The sequence below is a fragment of the Vibrio sp. V01_P9A10T6 genome (assembly GCF_963877065.1).
Lineage (GTDB): Bacteria > Pseudomonadota > Gammaproteobacteria > Enterobacterales > Vibrionaceae > Vibrio > Vibrio anguillarum.
On the sequence record NZ_CAWNTB010000200.1, the window covers coordinates 1 to 22870 of the forward strand.

Sequence of the window (22870 nt, forward strand, 5' to 3'; positions counted from 1 at the left end):
CCTTGGTGCAACAGCGATCGGTACTGGCCTGAATGCAGCGCCGGGATATCAAGCGGCGGCGGTGAAACACCTTGCTGCGGTGACTGGCTTAGCTGTGGTACCAGCGGAAGATTTAATTGAAGCAACCTCTGACTGCGGAGCTTATGTTATGGCGCATGGCGCGCTAAAACGCCTTGCTGTGAAACTCTCTAAAATCTGTAATGACTTGCGTCTTCTTTCATCTGGCCCTCGAGCGGGTCTAAACGAGTTGAATCTACCTGAACTGCAAGCTGGGTCTTCCATCATGCCTGCAAAAGTAAACCCTGTGGTGCCTGAAGTGGTCAACCAAGTGTGCTTTAAAGTACTTGGTAACGACAACACTATTTCCTTTGCCGCAGAAGGTGGCCAATTACAGCTAAACGTGATGGAACCTGTGATTGCACAAAGCATGTTTGAGTCAATTGAAATTCTTTCAAACGCCTGCATAAACCTTCGTGACAAGTGTGTTGACGGCATCACTGTCAATAAAGAAGTGTGTGAAGCTTACGTATTCAACTCTATCGGTATCGTGACTTACCTTAACCCATATATTGGCCACCATGAAGGTGACATCGTGGGTAAAATTTGTGCGGAAACGGGTAAGAGCGTACGTGAAGTGGTGCTTGAGCGAGGCTTACTCACCGCCGAAGAGCTCGATGACATCTTGTCCGTCGAAAACTTTATGCGCCCTCAGTACAAAGCGAAACGCTACGAATAATCAAAAAAGGCTCTGATTCAGAGCCTTTTTACTTTCTACAAGTTATTAAGTGAGAAAAAATTGCGTTACATCATGGCGCAAAGCATACCGTTCAATATCGCTGAACCTGTAGAATGACCCTATTTTTCATTATCTTTAGGAGTATAAGATGTTCTTAATTGAGTTCCTTATCGTATTAGGATGTATCCTAATTGGTGCAAGGATTGGTGGTATTGGGCTTGGTGTGATGGGCGGTATTGGCCTTGCTGTACTGAGCTTTGGATTTGGCATGCAACCAACCAGCCCACCGATTGATGTGATGTTAATGATCATGGCCGTGGTTGCAGCAGCAGCCTCAATGCAAGCGGCTGGCGGTTTAGATTATTTGATCAAAATTGCCACTAACATTTTGCATAAAAACCCTCGCCACATCACTTTCATCGCCCCTTTGGTAACTTACTTTTTTACAATGATGGCTGGTACAGGTCACGTGGCCTATTCAGTACTGCCCGTTATTGCTGAAGTGAGCCGTCGCAGTGGTATTCGTCCAGAACGTCCTTTAGGTATGGCGGTGATCGCGTCACAATTTGCGATTGTAGCTAGCCCAATTGCGGCCGCCGTCGTGGCGTTAGTCGCCTTCTTAGAACCACAAGGCATCACGCTAACGGATGTATTAATGATCACCATCCCAAGTACCATTCTTGGTTTGGCTTGCGCGTGCTTATTCGTCAATAAAATCGGTGTTGAGCTGAAAGACGACCCAGAATATCAACGTCGCTTGCAAGACCCAGAATTTCGCGCAGAGATGGAACAAGAAGTATCGATTGCTGATATTCAAATCACGCCACAAGCGAAAAAATCGGTCGGGCTATTTTTGTTCGGTGCCATTGTGGTGGTGGTGATGGGTGCATTGCCTAGCTTGCGCCCACAATTTAACGGCTCAGCCATGGGGATGGCGCACACGATTGAAATCGTGATGCTGTCTATCGCGGCGCTGATCATTTTACTGTGCAAACCTGACGGCAACGCCATCAGCCAAGGTTCCGTATTCCATGCAGGTATGCGTGCTATCGTGGCGATCTTCGGTATCGCTTGGTTAGGTGACACCTTCATTGCTGGCCATGGTGCCATGGTCAAAGAAGCGGTCTCTGGCTTAGTGGAAGTCGCACCATGGACATTCGCGTTCGCGTTATTTGCTCTGTCGGTGATGGTCAATAGCCAAGGCGCAACAACAGCCGTGTTAGTCCCTGTTGCAATAACCTTGGGTTTGCCACCAGCCATTATTATTGCGGTTTTCGTTGCCGTTAACGGTTACTTCTTCATTCCAAACTACGGCCCTATCATCGCATCTATCGACTTTGACCGGACTGGTACCACTCGTATTGGTAAGTATATTTTCAACCACAGCTTTATGCTCCCAGGCTTGTTAAGCATGGTGTTTAGTATTGGTTTTGGTTTGTTGTTCTCCAATATTTTGATGTAATCTGTACTATTGTTATAAGGGAGCTTTGGCTCCCTTTTTATTTGTCACGTATAAAATATTGACACATATCAATAAAGCAATAAATAATTACTTCTCTTCACTCATTCAGCTTAATGAATAAAATTTCAATATATTTACCCTACAATGATTATCCTCCTATCTCCATGTCTTCGAATAAAAAGCGTAAGAATATAATTCCATTATTTACACTCAATTACCCTAAATTAAATTCCCTAAAAAAATGGTGTGTAACTCGGTACTATTGTTTTGTGAAGCAAGACAAAGTTACGCTTTAAAACTCACCTTAGAATTTATACAGATATCTGAGCAAGTGAGCATTTATGTTCACTTAATAATAATTAAAACTTTTCATTTAACGTATTTAATTGAAGTTCCAATCACTTTTTATTCTTTCACCCCTAGTAGATAATATTTTAATGGGCTGGAAGACTGAAGAACATTAGCCGCTGAACACACTCAGAATCTCGTTGTTCTCTGAGTGTAAGGAGATCGCTATGACAACCCAAACTGTATCCACGGAACCTAAAGGTGGCTTCTTTGCTAACTTTAAGTTTCCTTCCGCTTACACCATCCTTTTCATTCTAATTGCTCTTGTGGCCCTTTTAACCTGGATTGTGCCTGCCGGTCAGTATCAGCGCACCATGAATGAAGAACTGGGCAAAGAAGTGCCTATTGCGGGAACTTATCAACACGCAGAAGGTAACCCACAAGGGGTGATCGATGTGTTGATGGCACCGATTGACGGCTTTTATGACCACAACAGCTACGAAGCTGCCGCGATTGACGTATCTCTGTTCATTTTAGTCATTGGTGGCTTTTTGGGCCTAGTGACCAAAACAGGTGCAATTGATGCGGGCATTGAACGCGTAACAGCGCGGCTTGAAGGGCGTGAAGAGTTGATGATACCCATCCTGATGGCGCTGTTTGCCGCAGGCGGTACGATTTACGGTATGGCGGAAGAATCCTTACCTTTCTACACCTTACTCGTACCTGTGATGATGGCCGCTCGTTTTGACCCACTGGTTGCCGCCGCTACCGTACTGCTTGGCGCGGGTATCGGTACGCTGGGCTCCACTATCAACCCGTTTGCCACCGTAATTGCGGCCAACGCAGCGGGCATTCCGTTTACTGATGGCATCATGTTGCGCTTAGCAATGTTAGCTGTCGGTTGGGTTATCTGTGTGCTGTACGTGATGCGCTACGCGAAAATGGTGCAAGCGGATCAAAGTAAATCGATTGTGTACGATAAGTACGAAGAGAACAAAGCTCACTTCCTTGGCAACCAAAGTGGAGAGAAACTCGAATTCACCGCCACCCGCAAAGTTATTTTGACCATTTTCGCGGCCGCTTTTGGCGTGATGATTTATGGGGTATCTGTTGCTGGATGGTGGATGGCTGAGATCTCAGCGATGTTCTTGGGTGCAACCATCATTATCGGTTTAATTGCTCGTATGAGTGAAGAGGAATTCACCACCAGCTTTATTGATGGTGCACGAGACCTATTAGGCGTAGCGCTGATCATTGGTATCGCACGCGGCATTGTGGTGATCATGGACCGCGGGATGATCACCGACACTATTTTGTTCTCAGCCGAGCAAATGGTTACTGGCCTTTCATCCGTCATTTTTATTAACGTAATGTATTTACTGGAAATTCTTCTCTCTTTCCTTGTACCTTCGTCTTCTGGCCTTGCGGTATTAACCATGCCCATCATGGCTCCATTGGCTGACTTTGCAGGCGTTGGCCGCGACCTTGTCGTCACGGCTTACCAATCGGCTTCAGGGATAGTCAACCTCATCACGCCAACCTCTGCGGTAGTGATGGGCGGCTTAGCAATTGCTCGTGTACCTTATGTTCGCTGGGTGAAATGGGTCGCACCACTGTTAGGCATATTGTGCGTATTCATTATGCTATCTCTCAGCCTAGGTGCGATGCTATAGCGCCAAACTGATGAACGATATGTCGTAGGTGAAAACCGCGTCACACCCTCTAAAAGCCGCATGATTGCGGCTTTTTTATTGGCAGGCCGACTTAGGCTCATTGGCCGCGCAGCTACTCAACTCTAAGCATGATACGTTAGCCAAATCAGGAAATGATGGCTTTCAACGTCGTTAGATAACCATTAGTTTTGATGGCTATTTTTTATAGCAATCGGTTGGGATAAATAACCACTTTTGGTGACTAAATAAAACGCGGCCTATATTCCTTTATCACCAAATTCAGATCGCCTGCTATTTCATCTCTCATTTTCCGTCCTCTATTACGCCAATTCAGACAAAACATCTACATTAGAAAGCCTGCGTGAGATCAAGTTTTATTAAGAAAGTTATGTTAACACAGCCCATTTCTTCGACTCATATTCAACTATATACCCTTTTCAAGTGCATATTCTTAACCAATTCGATGAATTATCGATGTGTTTTTGGTGCATAAAATTCCCAACCAAAATACCGAGCCTATATGGAGTAGTGCTGCGTGATATTTAAATTGAATGAACATCCATAAAAAAAGCAGTAATAAATATGACACTCACAATATAAACACTGCATAAACATTGTTAAAAAACTATTATTTTCGCCGAATTTCAATATAAATCATTCTGTGATGGACCTCTAAGAACATATACAGACCAAGGGTAATATTAATTGCAGAACAAAGAAGTGAATAAATAAATTCATACTGAATTCCCTACAGAAATAATTATGTATTTATCCAGAACAAGTTGAATTTAATGTCAAAAATATAACGGCATAAATGCATATAAATTAAGAGAGATACTATTATGAGTAAGTTATATGTTGGTTCTGAAATTGGTCAATTACGTCGAGTTCTTGTTCACCGCCCAAGACGCTCACTCACTCACTTAACACCATCCAACTGTCACGACCTTTTGTTTGATGATGTATTGGCCGTAGAGCGTGCGGGGAAAGAGCATGATGCGTTCACACAAACGCTACGTGACCAAGGTGTTGAAGTTTTACTGCTGACCGATCTATTAGCCGACACGCTAGCGGTTCCCGTCGCAAAAGAGTGGCTGCTTACTCAACAAGTATCGAATTACCGCCTTGGCAAAACATTTGCGAATGACGTGCGCTGCTACCTCAGCGATCTGCCAAACCTTGAATTGGCAAAAATCCTGACAGGTGGTTTGTCTTACGCTGAAATGCCAATGAAATCCTCTTCAATGATGCAAGGCTTGCATGCACCAACCGACTTCATCATTGAACCACTGCCAAACCATCTCTTTACTCGCGATACGTCTTGCTGGGTATACGGTGGCGTGTCAATCAACCCGATGGCAAAACCTGCACGTCAACGTGAAACCAACCATGTGCGTGCGATTTACCGCTGGCATCCAAGCTTTGCGGGCCAAGACTTCATTAAATACTTCGGTGATGACGAGAGCATTAATTACGATAATTCAACTATTGAAGGTGGCGACGTTCTTGTGATTGGCAAAGGTGCGGTACTGATTGGTATGTCTGAGCGCACCACAGCGCAAGGTGTTGAACACTTAGCTGCGGGCCTATTTAAACATGGCCAAGCGAAGCAAATCATTGCGATGGAACTACCAAAACACCGCTCTTGCATGCACTTAGATACCGTCATGACACACATGCGTGAAGACACCTTCTCTGTTTACCCAGAAGTAGTACGCAAAGATGTGAAATGCTGGAGCCTCACAGGCGATGAGTCTGGTGCCGTAAACGTGAAAGAAGAAGGTTACTTCGTTACCGCCATCGAAAAAGCACTTGGCGTTGACAAGCTCAACCTAATCACAACGGGCGGTGACAACTTCAACGCAGAACGTGAACAGTGGAACGATGCAAACAATGTCCTAACCGTCAAACCTGGCGTAGTGATTGGCTATGAAGGCAACACCTATACCAATGAAAAATACGACAAAGCAGGCATCACTGTTCTGTCTATTCCTGGTGACGAATTGGGCCGTGGCCGTGGCGGCGCACGCTGCATGAGCTGCCCAATTGAGCGTGACGGTATCTAGCCCTTAGGTTAATCAAATGGGTTGAGGCAAATTTCCTCTGCACGCCTCAACCCACCTTAGAAGAGATAGAATTATGAGCAAACAAACTGTTGTTGTTGCATTAGGTGGAAACGCGCTACTTCGTCGTGGTCAGCCATTAGAAGCAGATGTTCAACGTCGCAACATTGAAATTGCAGTCAAAACCATTTCCGAAATAGCCAAACACTATAACGTGGTGCTGGTGCATGGCAATGGCCCTCAAGTTGGCCTGCTGGCACTACAAGGTCTCGAATACAAAAAAGTAGCGCCGTACCCACTCGACGTATTGGGCAGTGAAACTCAAGGGATGATTGGCTACATGTTGATGCAAGAGTTCAAAAACATGCTGCCTGAACGCAACATTTCGTGCATGTTGACCCAAATGATGGTCGACCCGAAAGACCCTGCATTTGCCAACCCAACTAAACCGATTGGCCCAGTTTATCAAGAAGCAGAAGCGCGTGAATTGGCTGAGAAATACCACTGGACAGTCAAGCCCGACGGCCAATACTTCCGCCGTGTGGTTCCGAGCCCTCAACCGATAGGCATCGTCGAACATGATGCGATTTCCCAGCTTATCAGTGCTGGTCATTTAGTGATTTGCACCGGTGGTGGCGGTATTCCAGTCAAACGTGAAAACGGCAAATTAGTCGGTGTAGAAGCAGTGATCGACAAAGACATGTCTGCTGCCTTTCTTGCCAAACAATTGAACGCCGACGCGCTGCTCATTTTGACCGATGCTGACGCCGTTTACCTTGATTGGGGTAAACCAACCCAACATGCGCTGCGCAGCACAACGCCAAGCGAGCTTGCCAACTATCAATTTGATGCTGGTTCTATGGGGCCAAAAATTGAAGCCTCGTGCGAATTCATTCAACAAGGCGGGAAAGTCGTTGGGATCGGCGCGTTAGAAGATGGCCTACGCATCTTAGAAGGCACAGCAGGCACCAATATTACGCGTGACTAACACATTGTTTTTAAAATCTATTTTATAAACCGAATCTGTTTTTAACTTTAAACAACTGTTTTTAACTTTAAACAAATATTAACGCTTTCTTCCACCCTCTCATCAGAAGCAAGCGTTGCAAATGAGGAAAAGATCATGGCTTTTAACTTACGCAACCGTAACTTTCTAAAACTTCTTGATTTCACTCCACGCGAAATCCAGCACCTATTGGATCTATCACTTGAGCTGAAAAAAGCCAAATACAACGGTTATGAGCAGCCTCGTCTCAAAGGCAAAAACATTGCACTTATCTTTGAAAAAACCTCAACTCGCACTCGCTGTGCATTCGAAGTAGCAGCGTTTGACCAAGGTGCTCAAGTCTCCTACTTAGGCCCATCAGGTTCACAAATTGGCCACAAAGAGTCGATGAAAGATACCGCGCGCGTCTTAGGCCGTATGTATGACGGCATCGAATATCGCGGCTTTGGTCAAGAGATCGTTGAAGAGCTTGGTGCCTACGCTGGCGTACCAGTATGGAACGGCTTAACTGACGAATTCCACCCAACACAAATTCTGGCTGATTTCCTTACCATGATCGAACATGGCCGTGGCAAACGCCTCCATGAAATGAAATTTGCCTACCTCGGTGATGCACGCAACAACATGGGTAACTCCTTGATGGTGGGCGCTGCGAAAATGGGCATGGACATTCGCCTTGTTGCACCAAAAGCGTTCTGGCCAACCGAAGAATTAGTCGCGGAATGTCGCACTATTGCAAAGCAAACAGGCGCGAAAATTACGCTTACAGATGATGTTCAAGAAGGCGTTCAAGGCTGTGATTTCCTTTACACCGATGTTTGGGTATCGATGGGTGAAGCGAAAGAAGCATGGGCAGAGCGCATTGAATTGATGCTGCCTTACCAAGTGAATATGGCGATGTTAAAAGCCACTGGTAACCCACATGTGAAATTCATGCACTGCTTGCCTGCTTTCCACGGCGAAGATACCACCGTTGGCAAAGAGCTTGCGAAAAACTACCCAGTGCTTGCCAAAGGCGTTGAAGTGACCGATGAAGTGATTGAATCTGAGCATTCCATCGTGTTCGATGAAGCTGAAAACCGCATGCACACCATCAAAGCCGTGATGGTGGCCACCTTAGGTAACTAACTTAGGTAACGAATAGTAGATAATGAATGTAGGCGATGAATCGTCTACTTCATCTCTTTGATGTTGAATCGATGCGAGCTTGAATAAAGCTCGCATTTTTTTTCAGTCAATAACACTCACAAATCGCACTTATGCTTTAGCTGTAAACGCGTAGTAAATAACATCGAAATCAAGCTAATTTCGCATAAAAATCCATTTTCTGGATATTTTCCAAAGAGTATTGCCAGCGTGTTTTTTGTCCGTATAATCCTTCGCAATTTGTCTAAACGGAGCAGAAAATGAACCGCAGCACTCCCCATCAACGCCATCCATTACACCCGGCGCCGGTCGAGTTAGCTGTTTTGTTTTTCTGTTCTGAACGTTATTGAAGCCTCCTATTTTAGGGGGCTTTTTTTTAAGCAAAATTTCGCAAAGGCTAGTAGCCAAAGCGAACCATACAGAGGGAAGACACGTTATGGCGCATTCGTTATTTAACAAGCACATCATTTCCATTCCAGAACTGAGCCGCGCGGAACTGGAGCTGATTGTTGAAACCGCAACAAGGCTTAAAGCGGAACCAAACCCTGAACTTCTCAAAAATAAAGTAGTAGCAAGCTGCTTCTTTGAACCTTCTACACGTACCCGTTTGTCGTTTGAAACGGCAGTGCAGCGCCTAGGCGGCACAGTGATTGGTTTTGATAATGGCGGCAATACGTCACTTGCCAAGAAAGGGGAAACCTTAGCTGACTCGGTGCAAGTTATTTCCTCTTATGTCGATGCATTTGTCATGCGCCACCCACAAGAAGGCGCTGCACGTTTAGCCTCTGAGTTTTCCAACGGCGTTCCCGTAGTCAACGGTGGCGATGGTGCTAACCAACATCCAACCCAAACCTTGCTCGATCTGTTTTCCATTTATGAAACGCAAGGCAGGCTCGATAACCTTAACGTCGCGTTCGTCGGCGACTTAAAATATGGCCGCACCGTCCATTCGCTCACCCAAGCCTTATCGAAATTCAACAATGTACGTTTCTTTTTTATCGCCCCAGAAGTGCTGGCGATGCCGGATTACATTTGCGAAGAGCTCTCAGAGGCTGGCATTGCGTTTAGTTTGCACGCCAGCATTGAAGAGGTCGTGCCTGAACTGGATGTGCTGTACATGACGCGCGTACAAAAAGAACGCTTTGATGCATCCGAATACGCACATATGAAATCGGCTTACATCTTAACCGCAGAAACATTAAAAGAAGCGCGCCACAATTTAAAAGTGCTGCACCCACTGCCTCGGGTCGATGAAATCACCACCGATGTCGATAAAACACCTTACGCCTACTATTTCCAACAAGCCGAAAACGGCGTTTATGCGCGTGAAGCTTTATTAGCCCTTGTTCTTAACCCAACCTTATAAGTAGGAGATAACATCATGGTAAAAGAGACCCAATTGCAAGTTGAAGCGATTCGTAACGGTAGCGTGATTGACCATATCCCTGCCAACCTTGGGATCAAAATTCTCTCTTTGTTTAAGTTAAATGAAACCAATCAACGTGTGACGATTGGCCTAAACCTACCCTCTTCTGCGTTAGGTAATAAAGATCTGATTAAAATAGAAAACCTTTATCTCACCAAAGAGCAAGCGAACCAATTAGCACTGTATGCCCCGAAAGCCACCGTCAATCAAATTGAAGAGTATAAAGTGGTCAACAAACTGACCCTCACTTTGCCTGAGAGAATTGACAGCGTATTTCGTTGCCCAAACAGCAACTGCATCTCTCATGGCGAGCCTGTCGAGAGCCGCTTTAAAGTGCAACTCAAACAAGAGAATGTGCATCTCAAATGCCACTATTGTGAGAAAGTATTCTCGCGCGAAATCATGACTGAACGTTGCTAAAACAGCACTAAGCGCGCATCCATCGCGTTTACAGCCCTGCCAGCCTCCAGCGTCCTAACTCGGCGCTGGACCAACTTACGAATCTTGCATATTTCCGTGCATATTATTCCATCAAATCAACATAAAACGCCAAAAATCAATCGGTAATCTAGTTTATTATTTGGTGATCCCCCGCAAAAAGCGACACATTGATTAATGTTAAGCTACAGGCATCAATAATAATCCCCCACCACTTATAGAGGGGAAAAGAGCAATGCTCAACCGTTGCGCCATTGGCGTTAAACATAACGTGAACTCACACTCTATGGCTTTGGGAGTGTGCTGGCATGGTAAGGATCACCGATACCCCAGACGCAGTAGCGTGTATAAAAGGAACCGCCCGTGAACAGAAAAATCCCCCACGGCGCAATGCAAACCGATGACAAAACGTTAGCTTCCGCTTGTAAAAAAATCCTACAACAACAAAGTTTTGCTAACCAAAATGAGCTACGACTCAGGCTAATAGAGCTCGGCTATGAGGGCATTAGCCAATCCACTGTGTCACGCTTGCTTTCCCAACTTGGTGTGGTGAAAGTGCAAAATGCGTGCGGCAAAAAAGTGTACTGCATTACGGTCGAAACCGCGCCAGTGCGTGTTGAGTCATCTATCGCCTCACAAATTGAGTTTATCACTCACAATCAATCCACTGTGGTGGTGAAAACTCATCCTGGAAGTGCTCAATTGGTCGCGCGATTGGTTGATATTGATCCCCACACTGAGATTTTAGGAACGGTCGGTGGTAATGACACTGTGCTTATTATTCCCAAAGACATCAATAATATTGAAGCGTGTGAAGCGGTGGTGAAAACTCGCCTAGGTGTCGCTTAACCCCCATCGCCCAGCCAAGTGAGCTCCACAACCTCACTTGGCTTTTCTCGCTTCACTGCCTCATCAGCGACGATTTTTCCATCACTGTGAAACTTATTGCGCCGAAAAGCGGTCTGATTGGGTTAAGATGACACTCACCTAATGAAGACTCGATTTTTGTATGCGCCTACTCTTTTCCTTTGTACTGCTAGCTCTGCTGACACTTTCCCAACCTGCGTTGGCGGTCTTCGGCAATGACAATCCATTCAATAGTGGTAACAACCTCGGTTTGGCCTCAGCCGACAATCAATTTGTCCCTGTTGACCAAGCATTTCCTTTTCATGCTGAGCAGCAAGGTAAGCAGATCTTCTTAGATTGGCAGGTCAAGCAGGGCTATTACCTCTACCAAGATCGGATCAGTATCAGCGCCGAAAATGCACAGCTTGGTGAAATCGAGATGCTCGATGGTCAGCCATATCACGATGAATTTTTTGGTGATGTGAAGATTTATACTGAGCCACTGTTTGTCGACGTACCGCTCCTCAGTGCAGCAGCGAACGCCAAATTAATTATCCAGTACCAAGGGTGTGCAAAAGCGGGCTTTTGCTATCCACCAGAAACGCGAATTATCGACCTTCAAGCTGTGGCAAGCGATACTCGCTCTGACAACAACACGGCGGCCAATATGGCGAAAAGCGAAACAGATTCGCCAAAAGCGCCCGTGGCTGAACAAGACGGGCTAGCAAGCCGCCTCGCCGATTCTTGGTGGACACCGCTGCTCTTTTTAGCACTTGGCGTTGGCCTCGCCTTTACCCCTTGCGTACTCCCGATGTACCCGATCCTCACCAGTATCGTGCTTGGCCGTGGCCAACTTTCACCACGGCGCGCGTTGATTTTATCGTTTATTTACGTGCAAGGTATGGCGCTCACTTATACCGTGCTTGGCCTAGTCGTCGCTTCGGCTGGGTTACAATTTCAAGCCGCGATGCAGCACCCTTATGTACTGATTGGCCTCAGTACCCTATTTGTGCTACTCGCCCTGTCGATGTTTGGCGTTTATACCTTACAACTGCCAAGCAAAGTGCAGACGTGGCTAAGCAGCCTGAGTAATAAGCAGCAAGGCGGGAACAGTCTTGGCGTGTTTGCCATGGGCGCGATTTCCGGTTTGGTTTGCTCACCGTGCACCACCGCGCCTCTTTCTGGCGCGCTGCTGTATGTCGCGCAAAGTGGCGACCTATTCACGGGGGCGATTGCACTGTATGCCTTAGCAATGGGCATGGGGATTCCGCTGATTTTGGTCGCCGTATTTGGTAACAAACTACTCCCCAAAGCCGGTGGCTGGATGGAGAGAGTCAAAACACTATTTGGCTTTATTTTACTGGCTGCGCCGATCTTCTTACTTGAACGCTTATTGCCACCAGTGTGGTCAACGGCGCTCTGGTCTGCGCTTGGGATCGTCGCGTTTGGTTGGCTCTATCATTGTAAAAACAGCTTGCCGTTTGGTGGCTGGAAACAGAGCATGGTTGGCATTATTGCGGTATTGGGTCTGTTTGCTTCAGCGCAACCTGCGTTGGATGTGTGGTTTAAGCCAGAACAAACCAACCTAGCAAGCCGTAGCCATGTCGAGTTCATTCGGGTGAATAATATTGCCGAGCTCAACTTGCAGTTGAGCCAAGCCAAATTAGCAGGTAAACCCGTCATGCTCGATTTCTACGCCGACTGGTGCGTGGCGTGTAAAGAGTTTGAAAAATACACTTTCCATCAGCAAGAGGTCGCGCAGAAACTGCAAAACTTTGTGCTATTGCAAGCGGACGTCACCAAAAATCAGCCACAAGATATTGAGCTGCTCAAGGCGATGAACGTGCTAGGGTTACCGACGATTGATTTTTGGAATGCGCAAGGTGAACGCGTTTCAAACGCACGTATCAGCGGTTTTATGCCAGCCGATCGCTTTTTAGCGCACCTCATCGCCCACCAGCTTTAAGGTTTACCGATTATTGCCGCCTGTTTGAGCAAACCATTGCAACAGTCGGCAATAATCGCGCGTGAACGCCATCACTTCTTCTCGAACCGCTTGGCATGCACCACTCTCAGATCAGGCTCAGTCACTACTCAGTATCAGACAAAAAGTGGATACAGTTCAGACTTTTAGCGTATAAAGATTGTTCAGTGAGAGATCGCGGTCAATAATCGATTTAACGACATTGCTAAAAGTGTAAAACGTCATGGATTCGACCTACACCATCATCATTGCTGACGACCACCCTCTGTTTCGCAATGCGCTATTTCAATCAGTGCATATGGCGATAAGCGGTGCCAATTTATTGGAAGCGGATTCGCTAGATGCCCTGTTAGCCTTATTAACCAAACAGAGCGATGTGGATTTGCTGCTGTTGGATCTCAAAATGCCAGGCGCAAATGGGATGTCAGGGCTCATTCACTTGCGAGCCGAATACCCTGATTTACCGATTGTGGTGATTTCAGCCAGTGAAGAACCTTCGGTGGTGGCGCAAGTAAAAAGCCACGGTGCCTTTGGTTTTATTCCTAAATCGAGTGACATGCGCGCGCTGATCTCGGCGCTCAATCAAGTCCTAGCCGGTGACCCATTTTTCCCTGAAGGGCTAATTGCCAATCACGCCGCATGCAATGATTTAACCAAGAAAATTGCCGCCTTAACCCCGCAACAATACAAAGTATTAGGCATGCTTTCTGATGGGCTACTCAACAAACAAATTGCCTATGAGCTTAATGTTTCTGAGGCGACCATCAAAGCGCACATGACGGCTATTTTCCGTAAACTTGGGGTTAAAAACCGCACTCAAGCAGTAATTTTACTCAATGAGTTGGGCGAGTAGTCGGCTACTCGCTCGCTTCATCTAACGTCTCTTCTAAAGGTAATCGCAAACCGACTTTGGTTGCTTGCCAATCGGCCACGTCCGCCACGACCAGATACAGACCTTGCCATTCAAAATGGTCACCCAGTACTTGTGTGGCTCCGAGCTCTTGGATCAGCAAATCGTTGAGCGTCATCTCTTGATTGAGGTGTACAATCGTCAAACCATAATAGGCAGCAACGTCAACGAGTTTTGCATCCACATCCAAAAAGAAGTCACCAAAGAAGCGCTCTAACGAGGCTTTTTCTGGCGCTTCACTAAATAGGTTGCTCAGTGATTCGAGATCTTTCTCCTGTGCTAACACGCACAAGACATCGCCCTCTTGCAACTTGGTGCTGCCCGATGGGTGAAGCAGTTGCTCGTCACGAAACACAGCGGTAATACGTGTTCCTTCAGGCATAGAGAGGTTGCGTAATGGCTCACCAATACACCATTTATCTTGTTTGAGTTTATAGACCAACATTTCCCATTCGCTGCACGGGTATATCTCAACACCGGTACGTGAAATTGGCTCAGGTTTGGGCGGTAGTTCAACGCGAGCCAAAGCGGCCGCTTTCATCAAGGTTCCCCCTTGTACCACTAGCGACACCATCACCACGAAGAAGGCTAAGTTGAAATAGAGCTGCGCATTCGGTAAACCGGCCATCATTGGGAAAACCGCTAAAATAATGGGCACAGCGCCGCGCAGTCCAACCCAAGAGATAAACCACTTTTCACGCGCAGTAAATGCTTTGAATGGCAATAAACCAATCCATACAGAAATGGGGCGCGCAAACAAAATCATACCAAAAGCGAGCGCAAAGCCCGGCACCGCAATGGTCAGCAATTCAGAAGGTGTAACCAATAACCCAAGCACCAAGAACATACCAATTTGGCTAAGCCACGTCATCCCATCCAGTACGTTCAAAATGGAATAGCGGCAACGGGTCGGTTTATTGCCCAACAGTAAACCTGTCAAGTAGATGGATAAAATACCACTGCCGCCGAGTGAATTGGACAGCGCAAAGATAATCAAACCGCCACTGATGGCCAAAATGGAGTAGAGCCCTTCTGGAAGTTGATTGCTATTAATCAGCTTCCAGAGCAGCCAACCTCCGGCTAATCCAAATAAAGCCCCGAGGCCAAATTGCTGGATAAAACTCAGCAGCAAGAATCCTGCGCTGAGATCATCGCCTTGGCTACCCAGTACCGCAATTAACGTCACGGTTAAAAACACCGCCATTGGATCGTTAGTGCCCGATTCTATCTCTAACGTTGAACCGACGCGCTCATTCAAGCTTCTCCCTTTAAGCAGGGAAAAAACCGCCGCCGCATCGGTTGAGCCAACAATCGCACCCACCAAAATACCTTGCAGCAATTCCAAATTAAACAGCCACGCCGCCATCAAGCCGGTGAGAATGGTGGTGATCGCCACCCCAAACGTCGCTAACGAAACTGACGGCCAAAAGGCAATCCGAAAACTGGCAACACGGGTACGCATGCCGCCATCCAATAAGATGATGGCAAGCGCTAAGTTACTGACTAAATAAGCAATCGGATAATTATCAAATAAGATGCCACCGGGGCCATCCTCCCCAGCCAACATACCCACCAATAAAAAAACGAGCAGAATAGGAATTCCTAACTTAGAAGAGACTGGACTTAACAACACACTTAATGCAATCAGCAAAGCACCTACGAGAAAAAAACCATTGATAGCGATTGCATCCATATTCCTTCCTTATTGATTTAATTATTATTGATTGAATAACCAACATAAATTCGCGTTCCATTGTGCCTTAGTTTAATCCGTTTTTAAGACAACTTTATGTAAACATTGATCGTTTTTATCGCGGCATGAATAACCAACCACATAAAAAATCGTTAACTCTCCATGAGCGATTTTCCAATCAAGAGCTTATAATCTTATACTTTTGGCTAATTTAACATTTATTCAACATAAGAAAGGCCTTCTAAATTGAGGCATTTCATTTAGTTACAATGAATTGGAAAAAACAACCTCCCGACTAAAGTTGCACAGACCCACCACCCTTTCACTGCTATCTTAGTTTTGTGACATTAAATTAACACTACGATATGCAAACCGAAGGAGAAGGTCATGGCGTTCCAATCAACCGAGCATGCTCAAGCCTACTGGAAGGAAAACTTGGGAATTATGGGCTCACTGCTGGCAGTGTGGTTCTTGGTATCATATGGTGCAGGCGTTCTTTTCGTCGACGCACTTAATACGATTCATTTAGGCGGGTTCAAACTAGGGTTCTGGTTCGCACAACAAGGGTCCATCTATACCTTTGTCGCCTTGATCTTTATTTACGTTGTGCGCATGAATGCGCTCGATAAGAAATACAACGTACAGGAAGACTAAGAGGTTTACGAAATGGATATTCAAACTTGGACGTTTATTCTGGTCGGTATTACGTTTGCACTCTATATCGGCATTGCCATTTGGGCCCGTGCAGGATCGACCAGTGAATTCTATGTTGCTGGCGGTGGTGTTCACCCTGTTGCCAACGGCATGGCAACCGCAGCGGACTGGATGTCAGCCGCTTCATTTATCTCAATGGCGGGTATCATCTCGTTCATTGGCTATGATGGTACCGTGTACTTGATGGGCTGGACAGGCGGCTATGTGTTATTGGCACTTTGCCTTGCACCTTATTTGCGTAAATTTGGCCAGTTCACCGTGCCAGATTTTATCGGTGAGCGATACTACTCAAAAACCGCGCGCATGGTGGCGGTATTTTGCGCCATCTTTATCTCGTTTACTTATGTTGCGGGGCAAATGCGCGGCGTCGGCGTGGTATTCTCTCGCTTCCTCGAAGTGGATATTAACGTTGGTATCGTCATCGGTATGGGGATCGTGTTTTTCTATGCGGTACTCGGTGGCATGAAAGGCATCACTTATACGCAAGTTGCACAGTTCTGCGTGCTCATTTTCGCCTTCCTTGTTCCCGCCATTTTCACCTCGATCATGATGACAGGTAACCCTCTGCCACAAATTGGTATGGGCTCAACCATTACCGGTACCGATGTTTACCTACTCGATAAACTCGATGGCTTAACTCAAGAGCTCGGCTTCACCGCTTATACCGAAGGCAACAAGAGCAAGGTTGACGTGTTCTTTATCTGCGCAGCCTTGATGGTGGGTACTGCTGGTCTTCCTCACGTCATTATTCGCTTCTTCACTGTGCCTAAAGTGCGTGATGCGCGTATCTCAGCAGGTTGGGCATTGCTGTTCATCTCTTTGCTATACACCACAGCGCCAGGTGTTGCCGCTTTTGCTCGCGTGAACATGATTGAGACCATTAATGGCCCAGACATGCAAGGCGTACCCGCAACAGACGCGCCTACTTGGTTTAAGAACTGGGAGAATACTGGCCTTGTAAGCTGGAAAGATAAGAACAACGACGGTCGTATGTTCTACTCTGGCGATGAGCGCAACGAGATGAACATTAACCGTGACATCATCGTATTGGCGTCTCCTGAACTGGCAAAACTGCCAAACTGGGTGGTTGGCTTACTCGCAGCTGGGGGTTTAGCGGCTGCGCTTTCGACAGCTGCAGGTCTTTTATTGGTTATCTCGACGTCAATTTCTCACGACTTATTGAAGAAAGGCTTCAAACCAAACATGACCGATAAACAAGAGCTGTTAGCCGCACGCTTAGCCGCCATCATTGCGATTGTGGGTGCTGGTTACCTAGGCATTAACCCACCGGGTTTTGTGGCTCAGGTGGTAGCGTTTGCCTTCGGATTGGCAGCCGCCTCCTTCTTCCCGGCCATTATTTTGGGTATCTTCTACAAGAAGATGAATAAAGAAGGCGCGATCGCGGGCATGGTCGCAGGGATTATCTTTACTGCAACCTACATCATCTACTTCAAATTCATTAACCCGGCAGCCAGCACGCCAGATAACTGGTTGTTTGGTATCAGCCCTGAAGGCATTGGTACGTTAGGTATGTGTTTGAACTTCGTGGTATCGATTGTGGTGAATAAATTTACCGCAGAAGTTCCAACCGAAGTGCAAGAAATGGTGGAGTCAATCCGCTTCCCGAAAGGCGCGGGGCAAGCTCACGACCACTAATCTTCACCTGCGAGCGTCATGCTCGATGTTCGCTCCGCAGTGAAGTGTGATAACAACCATAAAGCCGATGCCCACGCATCGGCTTTATGCTGCATGCTTAATTAACTCGATTCAACAGCGCGCGCAGTTTGAGTGGTTTTATTGGTTTGGGAATAAAGCTAAAGCCATTGGATTTAATCGCATCCATCATCTCTTCAGTGCGATCAGCGCTGATGATGACCCCTTCAAAGCTATCTCCAAGCCGCAAGCGACACTGCTGCAACACTTCTAAACCAGTGCGACCATTATCTAAGCGGTAATCCGACAAAATAACATCAGGCAACCAATTGTTTTCTAATGCTTTCAGGCTTTGCAGTAAGTCCGCGGCTACTTTGACATCACACCCCCACCTTGCGAGCAGATCGTTCATGCCAACTAAAATATCAGCTTCGTTGTCCACACACAGTACGCGCAGATGATTGAGATCAGATGGCATACCTTGTTCTATCGCCAGTGTCGGAGCCTGTTTGACAGCTTCAGCGCGCGTCAAAGAGAGCGAAAACACGCTGCCTTTTCCATGCCAAGAGCGCATCGAAATTTCATGACCCAGCACATATGCAATGCCTTTTGAAATCGCTAAACCGAGCCCCAAACCTTGGTCAGAACGGACTTGACTACCACGGTTAAACTCTTCGAAGATTTCTTGCTGCTTATCTTGCTCGATACCAATGCCATTATCCCAAACATCAATCCTGACCTGATCTCGCACTCGGCGTACACCCAGCACCACTTTACCTTTAGGGTTGTAGCGAAACGCGTTAGTGAGAAAGTTTTGTACCACGCGACGTAATAATTTAGGGTCAGACATCACATAGAGCGAGGATGGGATCACTTTAAAATCAATCCCTTGCTGCTTAGCTAAGGCGCTAAATTCAGCGTTAAGATTCGAAAATACATCATTAATAGCAAAGCTATGAGAATGCACATCGAGCTTACCGGACTCTAAACGTGAAATATCCAGCAAATCACCAATCAGATCTTCAGCCGCGCCCAGAGCACTCTCTATATAACCCGCCAACGTTTTCACTTCCGTCTCTTTGGCCACCTCCGAGAGCGAAGAGGCAAACAGGCGCGCAGCGTTCAACGGCTGCATTAAATCGTGGCTGACAGCGGCCAAAAAGCGCGATTTTGATTGCGATTCTTGGTCTGATTTTTGAGTTGCCGCCACCAAGCGTTTGTTGAGGGTTTCAAGCTCTAGGGTGCGTTGGTGCACGCGCTCTTCCAAGGTTTCATTGGCCTCTTTTAATGCCTGCTCCGCCTCGCGAAAAACGGTGATGTCGCTAAAGCTCATCACAAAACCGCCGCCCGGCATCGGGTTGCCTTGCACTTCAATAACTCGTCCATCAGGACGAATACGCGCCGAAGTGTGTCTGGTTCCTTGCTCAAGGTGATACACCCGCCGCCGCACGTGATCCTCAGGGTCACCAGGGCCGCATAATCCGTGTTGCGCGTTGTGCCGTATCACATCCGCAATCGGCCGCCCCACTTGAATCAGCCCAGCGGGAAACTCAAACAGTTCGAGATAGCGTTGATTCCACGCCACCAGCCGTAGCTTTTTATCGACCACGGTAATTCCTTGACCAATATGCTCAATGGCCCCTTGCAATAAGCCGCGACTAAAGTCGTACAGTTCGGATGCTTCATCAACAATGGTCGCCACTTCCTCAAGCTGCATGTTGCGTCCTTGCAGCGCGGAAGTGAGCACCAATTTGGCCGAAGAAGCACCAAACACCCCCGCCAGCACTCTTTCTGTATGACGGATTAAGGTAGATGGCGCTTGTTGGTTAGGTAGTAACGTCTCCCTCTGCTGGCTCCAATATTGGCGAAAGGCAGTGCGAACGCGAGTGCGCCCCACAAAACGGGCGGCCAACATTTCAAGCTCAGCCACTGTCACGCGGCTTTGATACAAGCTGAGATTCTCACTCTCAGGCAGCGGCGTACCGACAAAAGAGGCCGATTGTAAACGCTCACTCAAACTCGGACGAGTCACCATAGAGACAACAACGTAGCAGAATGTGTTAAGAGCAACACTGAGCATCATGCCCCAATCTGAGTTTTTCAGCCCCATCTGAACCAACCAATCCGGCGGGGTGATCATCCATAACAGAACGTTAGTTTGTGCATCGCCCGCCAGCATGTCGGTTTGGCTCATTAAGGTTACTAGCCACACAGTAAAACCGACCGCCAATCCAACATAAACGCCTTTGCGGTTGCCTTCACGCCAGTACATGCCACCAATCAATGAAGGGGCAAATTGGGTAATCGCCGCAAATGAGAGAAAACCGATCGCCGATAAAGAACCAATCGCATCCAACGCCTGATAAAAACCCCAAGCGCCAAGCAGCAGCAATAGAATCAACCCGCGACGGATGTTGAGCAACAACCCAGATAAATGACGGTAGTTGCGCTGAGTTAAGCGCATGCGGCGCAACAGAAGCGGCATCACCAAATCATTAGAAACCATGATAGCCAATGCGATGGTCGAGACAATCACCATGCCGCTGGCCGCTGATGTGCCACCTAAAAACGCCAGTAACGCTATCTGCTCGGCGCCCACCGACATAGGCACGCTGAGTACATAAGTATCGGCAGGGCTGCCGCTTAGCAAACTTTGCCCAACCCATGCAATAGGTAGAACAAATAACCCCATCAAAGTCAGGTAAAGAGGAAATAGCCAGCGCGCCGTGTGTAGATCTTGCGCGCGTTCATTTTCTACCACCATGGTATGAAACTGACGCGGTAAGCAGATGATCGCCATCATGGTTAATACGGTGTGGATCAACAGCGTTGGCCAGTTGGGCGCTTGATACGTCTGCAGGGCAATCGCACTTAGATCAACCGTTTCACGGCTTGAAGCCAGATAAATGATGAAACCGCCCACGGTTAAAAAAGCGACCAATTTAACAATCGATTCAAACGCAATCGCCATCATCATGCCGCGGTGGTGCTCGGTGTTATCAATATGCCGTGTACCAAACAGCATAGTAAATAGCGCTAAAGCCGCGACCACAAACCACGAGACGTGATAATTCTGATAACCAAATTGCGTAGCGAGGTTGGGGGCGACAATCTCAAGCCCCATAGTGATGCCGCGCAGTTGCAAGGCGATGTAAGGTAAAATGCCCACCACGGCAATCAAAGTTACGGTTACCGCTAATCCTTGCGATTTTCCGTAGCGAGCAGCAATAAAATCGGCGATGGAGGTAATATGTTCGCGCTTCGCAATCAAAATCAGCCGCGCCAACATACGCCAGCCAAGGGTAAACACTAAAATAGGCGCAATGTAGATAGGCAGAAATGACCAAGGGTTGCTAGCCGCTTGACCCACAGTGCCGTAAAAAGTCCAAGAGGTGCAATAGACCGCGATCGATAAGCTGTAGATCCACGGTCGCCATTTCGCCAGCCATTGGCTTTGCCTATCACCATACCAAGCGATGAGAAACAGCACGCCTAAATAAGCGAGCGAAACGGGAACGACGATCCATCCTTGCATTTGATATCCTTATCGGTTCAAAAAAGCCTCTTCCAAGAAGAGGCTTCATTTAACTAAGGATAATTTTTAATCTCAATCAGTTAAGGTTAATTCTGTGCTTCAGGCGTAGCTTTCATTACCTCAATACCTGACACGTTAGATGAGGTCGGTTCGACTTTGATCAATAGCGCTAAGATACCCATTGCCGCCATCGCCCAAAATACATTCGCGCCCCAGCGTTCATAACCCCAGCCACTCAAGGTAGTCATCAACGCAATAAATGCCCCAAGTGGAATGGCGTTATACAGTGCTTGCATAGCCACCATTTTGCTTTGCGGTGCGTGCTGAATGTATTGAATCGCCGCTATATGCGCCATCGCAAACGTCACCCCATGCAGCAGTTGAATCGTCCCCAGCGCAAGCAGCGCGGTGGTCGACGCCATTAACGTCCAACGCACCACAACCCCAATCGACGCGACAACAAATAATGTGCGTAGTGACCACCCTGAAAAAAGGCGTTTGCTGAGCGCAAATACCGCGACTTCAGCGGCAACCCCTAAACTCCATAAATAGCCAATCAGCTCTTCCGAATGCCCCGCCGCTTTCCAGTGAATCGAACTGAAACTGTAATACGCCGCATGACTGCCCTGTATTAGCGCCGCTAAAATCAAGAATTTTATCACTGGCCACTCACGCAATAACTGCGTCAGTTTCGGTCGGACGGCATGTGCATCACCAACCGTCACGGGCATTGGGTTGGGATTGCGCAAGCTAATCAATAGCGAAACAAACACCCCAGCCAAGGCGGTGTAGAGGATCATGTCAGAACCATAACGTGCCACAAGTACGCCAACCACAGTAGAGCCGGCGATAAAAGCTACCGACCCCCATAAGCGAGTGCGACCATAATCGAGCATTTTTAAGCGCGCATAATAGTTAGCCATCGCATCGGATAGCGGCACCACGGGGCCACAGCAGAGGTTGAACAACACAGTGGCTAATGCCATCAGCCAGAAACTGCCGCCCGTAAAGAAGTGAAAACCAATAAATAAAAACGCCGCCAAACTTAACCAACGCAGTGCTGGTAGAAGAAGCTCGGCCTTATGGATACGCGGCGTAATCACCAAATTAGCGACGCAACGCGTGGCAAAGCCCATACCGATTAATACGCCAATATCGGTTGCAGACACACCTTGGGTTTCAAACCACAGCGCCCAAAATGGCAAGTAAACGCCATACGCAAAGAAGAAACCAATAAAGTACTGCGATATCCAACCATATGGAGAGGGGTTAAGCATGATTCATCCTGAACAAAATG

General features: G+C 47.2%; 16 protein-coding genes. 13 read left to right on the forward strand and 3 right to left on the reverse strand.

Annotated elements, in window-relative coordinates:
- From AACQ21_RS15425 to AACQ21_RS15475, 11 genes are all read left to right on the forward strand, one after another.
- A partial coding sequence (locus AACQ21_RS15425) for a lyase family protein (protein ID WP_258174217.1) occupies nucleotides 1-736 on the forward strand: 736 nt, incomplete at its 5' end.
- A 148-nt stretch (nucleotides 737-884) separates the two neighbouring features.
- Nucleotides 885-2198: an anaerobic C4-dicarboxylate transporter family protein gene (locus tag AACQ21_RS15430; protein WP_017042196.1), complete on the forward strand. Its 1314-nt coding sequence runs from the start codon at nucleotides 885-887 to the stop codon at nucleotides 2196-2198.
- Nucleotides 2199-2713: 515 nt separating this feature from the next.
- On the forward strand, nucleotides 2714-4159 hold the full coding sequence (locus tag AACQ21_RS15435; RefSeq protein WP_026027156.1) for a YfcC family protein: 1446 nt from the start codon (nucleotides 2714-2716) through the stop codon (nucleotides 4157-4159).
- Nucleotides 4160-5001: 842 nt separating this feature from the next.
- Nucleotides 5002-6225, forward strand: a complete 1224-nt coding sequence (arcA, locus tag AACQ21_RS15440) for an arginine deiminase (RefSeq protein ID WP_105977036.1) — start codon at nucleotides 5002-5004, stop codon at nucleotides 6223-6225.
- A gap of 73 nt (nucleotides 6226-6298) precedes the next feature.
- A complete protein-coding gene (gene arcC, locus AACQ21_RS15445; protein ID WP_013855827.1) occupies nucleotides 6299-7210 on the forward strand; it encodes a carbamate kinase in 912 nt (303 codons plus the stop codon).
- A 135-nt stretch (nucleotides 7211-7345) separates the two neighbouring features.
- A complete protein-coding gene (locus AACQ21_RS15450; protein WP_013855826.1) occupies nucleotides 7346-8356 on the forward strand; it encodes an ornithine carbamoyltransferase in 1011 nt (336 codons plus the stop codon).
- 454 nt (nucleotides 8357-8810) lie between these two features.
- A complete protein-coding gene (gene pyrB / locus AACQ21_RS15455; RefSeq protein ID WP_017042200.1) occupies nucleotides 8811-9740 on the forward strand; it encodes an aspartate carbamoyltransferase in 930 nt (309 codons plus the stop codon).
- 15 nt (nucleotides 9741-9755) lie between these two features.
- Nucleotides 9756-10220: an aspartate carbamoyltransferase regulatory subunit gene (gene pyrI / locus AACQ21_RS15460; protein ID WP_017042201.1), complete on the forward strand. Its 465-nt coding sequence runs from the start codon at nucleotides 9756-9758 to the stop codon at nucleotides 10218-10220.
- Nucleotides 10221-10628: 408 nt separating this feature from the next.
- Nucleotides 10629-11087 (forward strand): arginine repressor, encoded by a 459-nt coding sequence (locus AACQ21_RS15465; RefSeq protein WP_088718009.1) that lies wholly within the window; start codon nucleotides 10629-10631, stop codon nucleotides 11085-11087.
- Nucleotides 11088-11247: 160 nt separating this feature from the next.
- Nucleotides 11248-13050: a protein-disulfide reductase DsbD gene (locus AACQ21_RS15470; RefSeq protein WP_105977037.1), complete on the forward strand. Its 1803-nt coding sequence runs from the start codon at nucleotides 11248-11250 to the stop codon at nucleotides 13048-13050.
- A gap of 241 nt (nucleotides 13051-13291) precedes the next feature.
- Nucleotides 13292-13921 (forward strand): response regulator transcription factor, encoded by a 630-nt coding sequence (locus tag AACQ21_RS15475; RefSeq protein WP_013855820.1) that lies wholly within the window; start codon nucleotides 13292-13294, stop codon nucleotides 13919-13921.
- 4 nt (nucleotides 13922-13925) lie between these two features.
- Here AACQ21_RS15475 and AACQ21_RS15480 read toward each other — a convergent pair whose 3' ends face one another.
- A complete protein-coding gene (locus AACQ21_RS15480) occupies nucleotides 13926-15671 on the reverse strand; it encodes a potassium/proton antiporter (protein WP_105977038.1) in 1746 nt (581 codons plus the stop codon).
- A gap of 387 nt (nucleotides 15672-16058) precedes the next feature.
- On the opposite strand from AACQ21_RS15480, the gene AACQ21_RS15485 reads away from it, so the two are divergent.
- Both AACQ21_RS15485 and AACQ21_RS15490 read left to right on the forward strand, forming a co-directional pair.
- Nucleotides 16059-16325 (forward strand): DUF4212 domain-containing protein, encoded by a 267-nt coding sequence (locus tag AACQ21_RS15485; protein WP_013855818.1) that lies wholly within the window; start codon nucleotides 16059-16061, stop codon nucleotides 16323-16325.
- 12 nt (nucleotides 16326-16337) lie between these two features.
- Nucleotides 16338-18041 carry a sodium:solute symporter family protein gene (locus AACQ21_RS15490; protein WP_017048884.1) on the forward strand — a complete coding sequence of 568 codons (1704 nt, stop codon included), beginning with the start codon at nucleotides 16338-16340 and terminating at the stop codon, nucleotides 18039-18041.
- A 97-nt stretch (nucleotides 18042-18138) separates the two neighbouring features.
- On the opposite strand, the gene AACQ21_RS15495 is transcribed toward AACQ21_RS15490, so the two are convergent.
- On the reverse strand, nucleotides 18139-21573 hold the full coding sequence (locus AACQ21_RS15495) for a PAS domain-containing hybrid sensor histidine kinase/response regulator (RefSeq protein ID WP_105977039.1): 3435 nt from the start codon (nucleotides 21571-21573) through the stop codon (nucleotides 18139-18141).
- 86 nt (nucleotides 21574-21659) lie between these two features.
- Entirely contained in the window at nucleotides 21660-22850 is a 1191-nt protein-coding gene (locus tag AACQ21_RS15500; RefSeq protein ID WP_105977040.1) for a 3-phenylpropionate MFS transporter, read from the reverse strand.
- Nucleotides 22851-22870 lie beyond the last annotated feature (20 nt).

Coding starts and splice junctions, on each gene's coding strand:
- AACQ21_RS15430 (WP_017042196.1), top strand. CDS start 885: ATGTTCTTAATTGAGTTCCTTATCGTATTAGGATGTATCCTAATTGGT.
- AACQ21_RS15435 (WP_026027156.1), top strand. CDS start 2,714: ATGACAACCCAAACTGTATCCACGGAACCTAAAGGTGGCTTCTTTGCT.
- arcA (WP_105977036.1), top strand. CDS start 5,002: ATGAGTAAGTTATATGTTGGTTCTGAAATTGGTCAATTACGTCGAGTT.
- arcC (WP_013855827.1), top strand. CDS start 6,299: ATGAGCAAACAAACTGTTGTTGTTGCATTAGGTGGAAACGCGCTACTT.
- AACQ21_RS15450 (WP_013855826.1), top strand. CDS start 7,346: ATGGCTTTTAACTTACGCAACCGTAACTTTCTAAAACTTCTTGATTTC.
- pyrB (WP_017042200.1), top strand. CDS start 8,811: ATGGCGCATTCGTTATTTAACAAGCACATCATTTCCATTCCAGAACTG.
- pyrI (WP_017042201.1), top strand. CDS start 9,756: ATGGTAAAAGAGACCCAATTGCAAGTTGAAGCGATTCGTAACGGTAGC.
- AACQ21_RS15465 (WP_088718009.1), top strand. CDS start 10,629: ATGCAAACCGATGACAAAACGTTAGCTTCCGCTTGTAAAAAAATCCTA.
- AACQ21_RS15470 (WP_105977037.1), top strand. CDS start 11,248: ATGCGCCTACTCTTTTCCTTTGTACTGCTAGCTCTGCTGACACTTTCC.
- AACQ21_RS15475 (WP_013855820.1), top strand. CDS start 13,292: ATGGATTCGACCTACACCATCATCATTGCTGACGACCACCCTCTGTTT.
- AACQ21_RS15480 (WP_105977038.1), bottom strand. CDS start 15,671: ATGGATGCAATCGCTATCAATGGTTTTTTTCTCGTAGGTGCTTTGCTG.
- AACQ21_RS15485 (WP_013855818.1), top strand. CDS start 16,059: ATGGCGTTCCAATCAACCGAGCATGCTCAAGCCTACTGGAAGGAAAAC.
- AACQ21_RS15490 (WP_017048884.1), top strand. CDS start 16,338: ATGGATATTCAAACTTGGACGTTTATTCTGGTCGGTATTACGTTTGCA.
- AACQ21_RS15495 (WP_105977039.1), bottom strand. CDS start 21,573: ATGCAAGGATGGATCGTCGTTCCCGTTTCGCTCGCTTATTTAGGCGTG.
- AACQ21_RS15500 (WP_105977040.1), bottom strand. CDS start 22,850: ATGCTTAACCCCTCTCCATATGGTTGGATATCGCAGTACTTTATTGGT.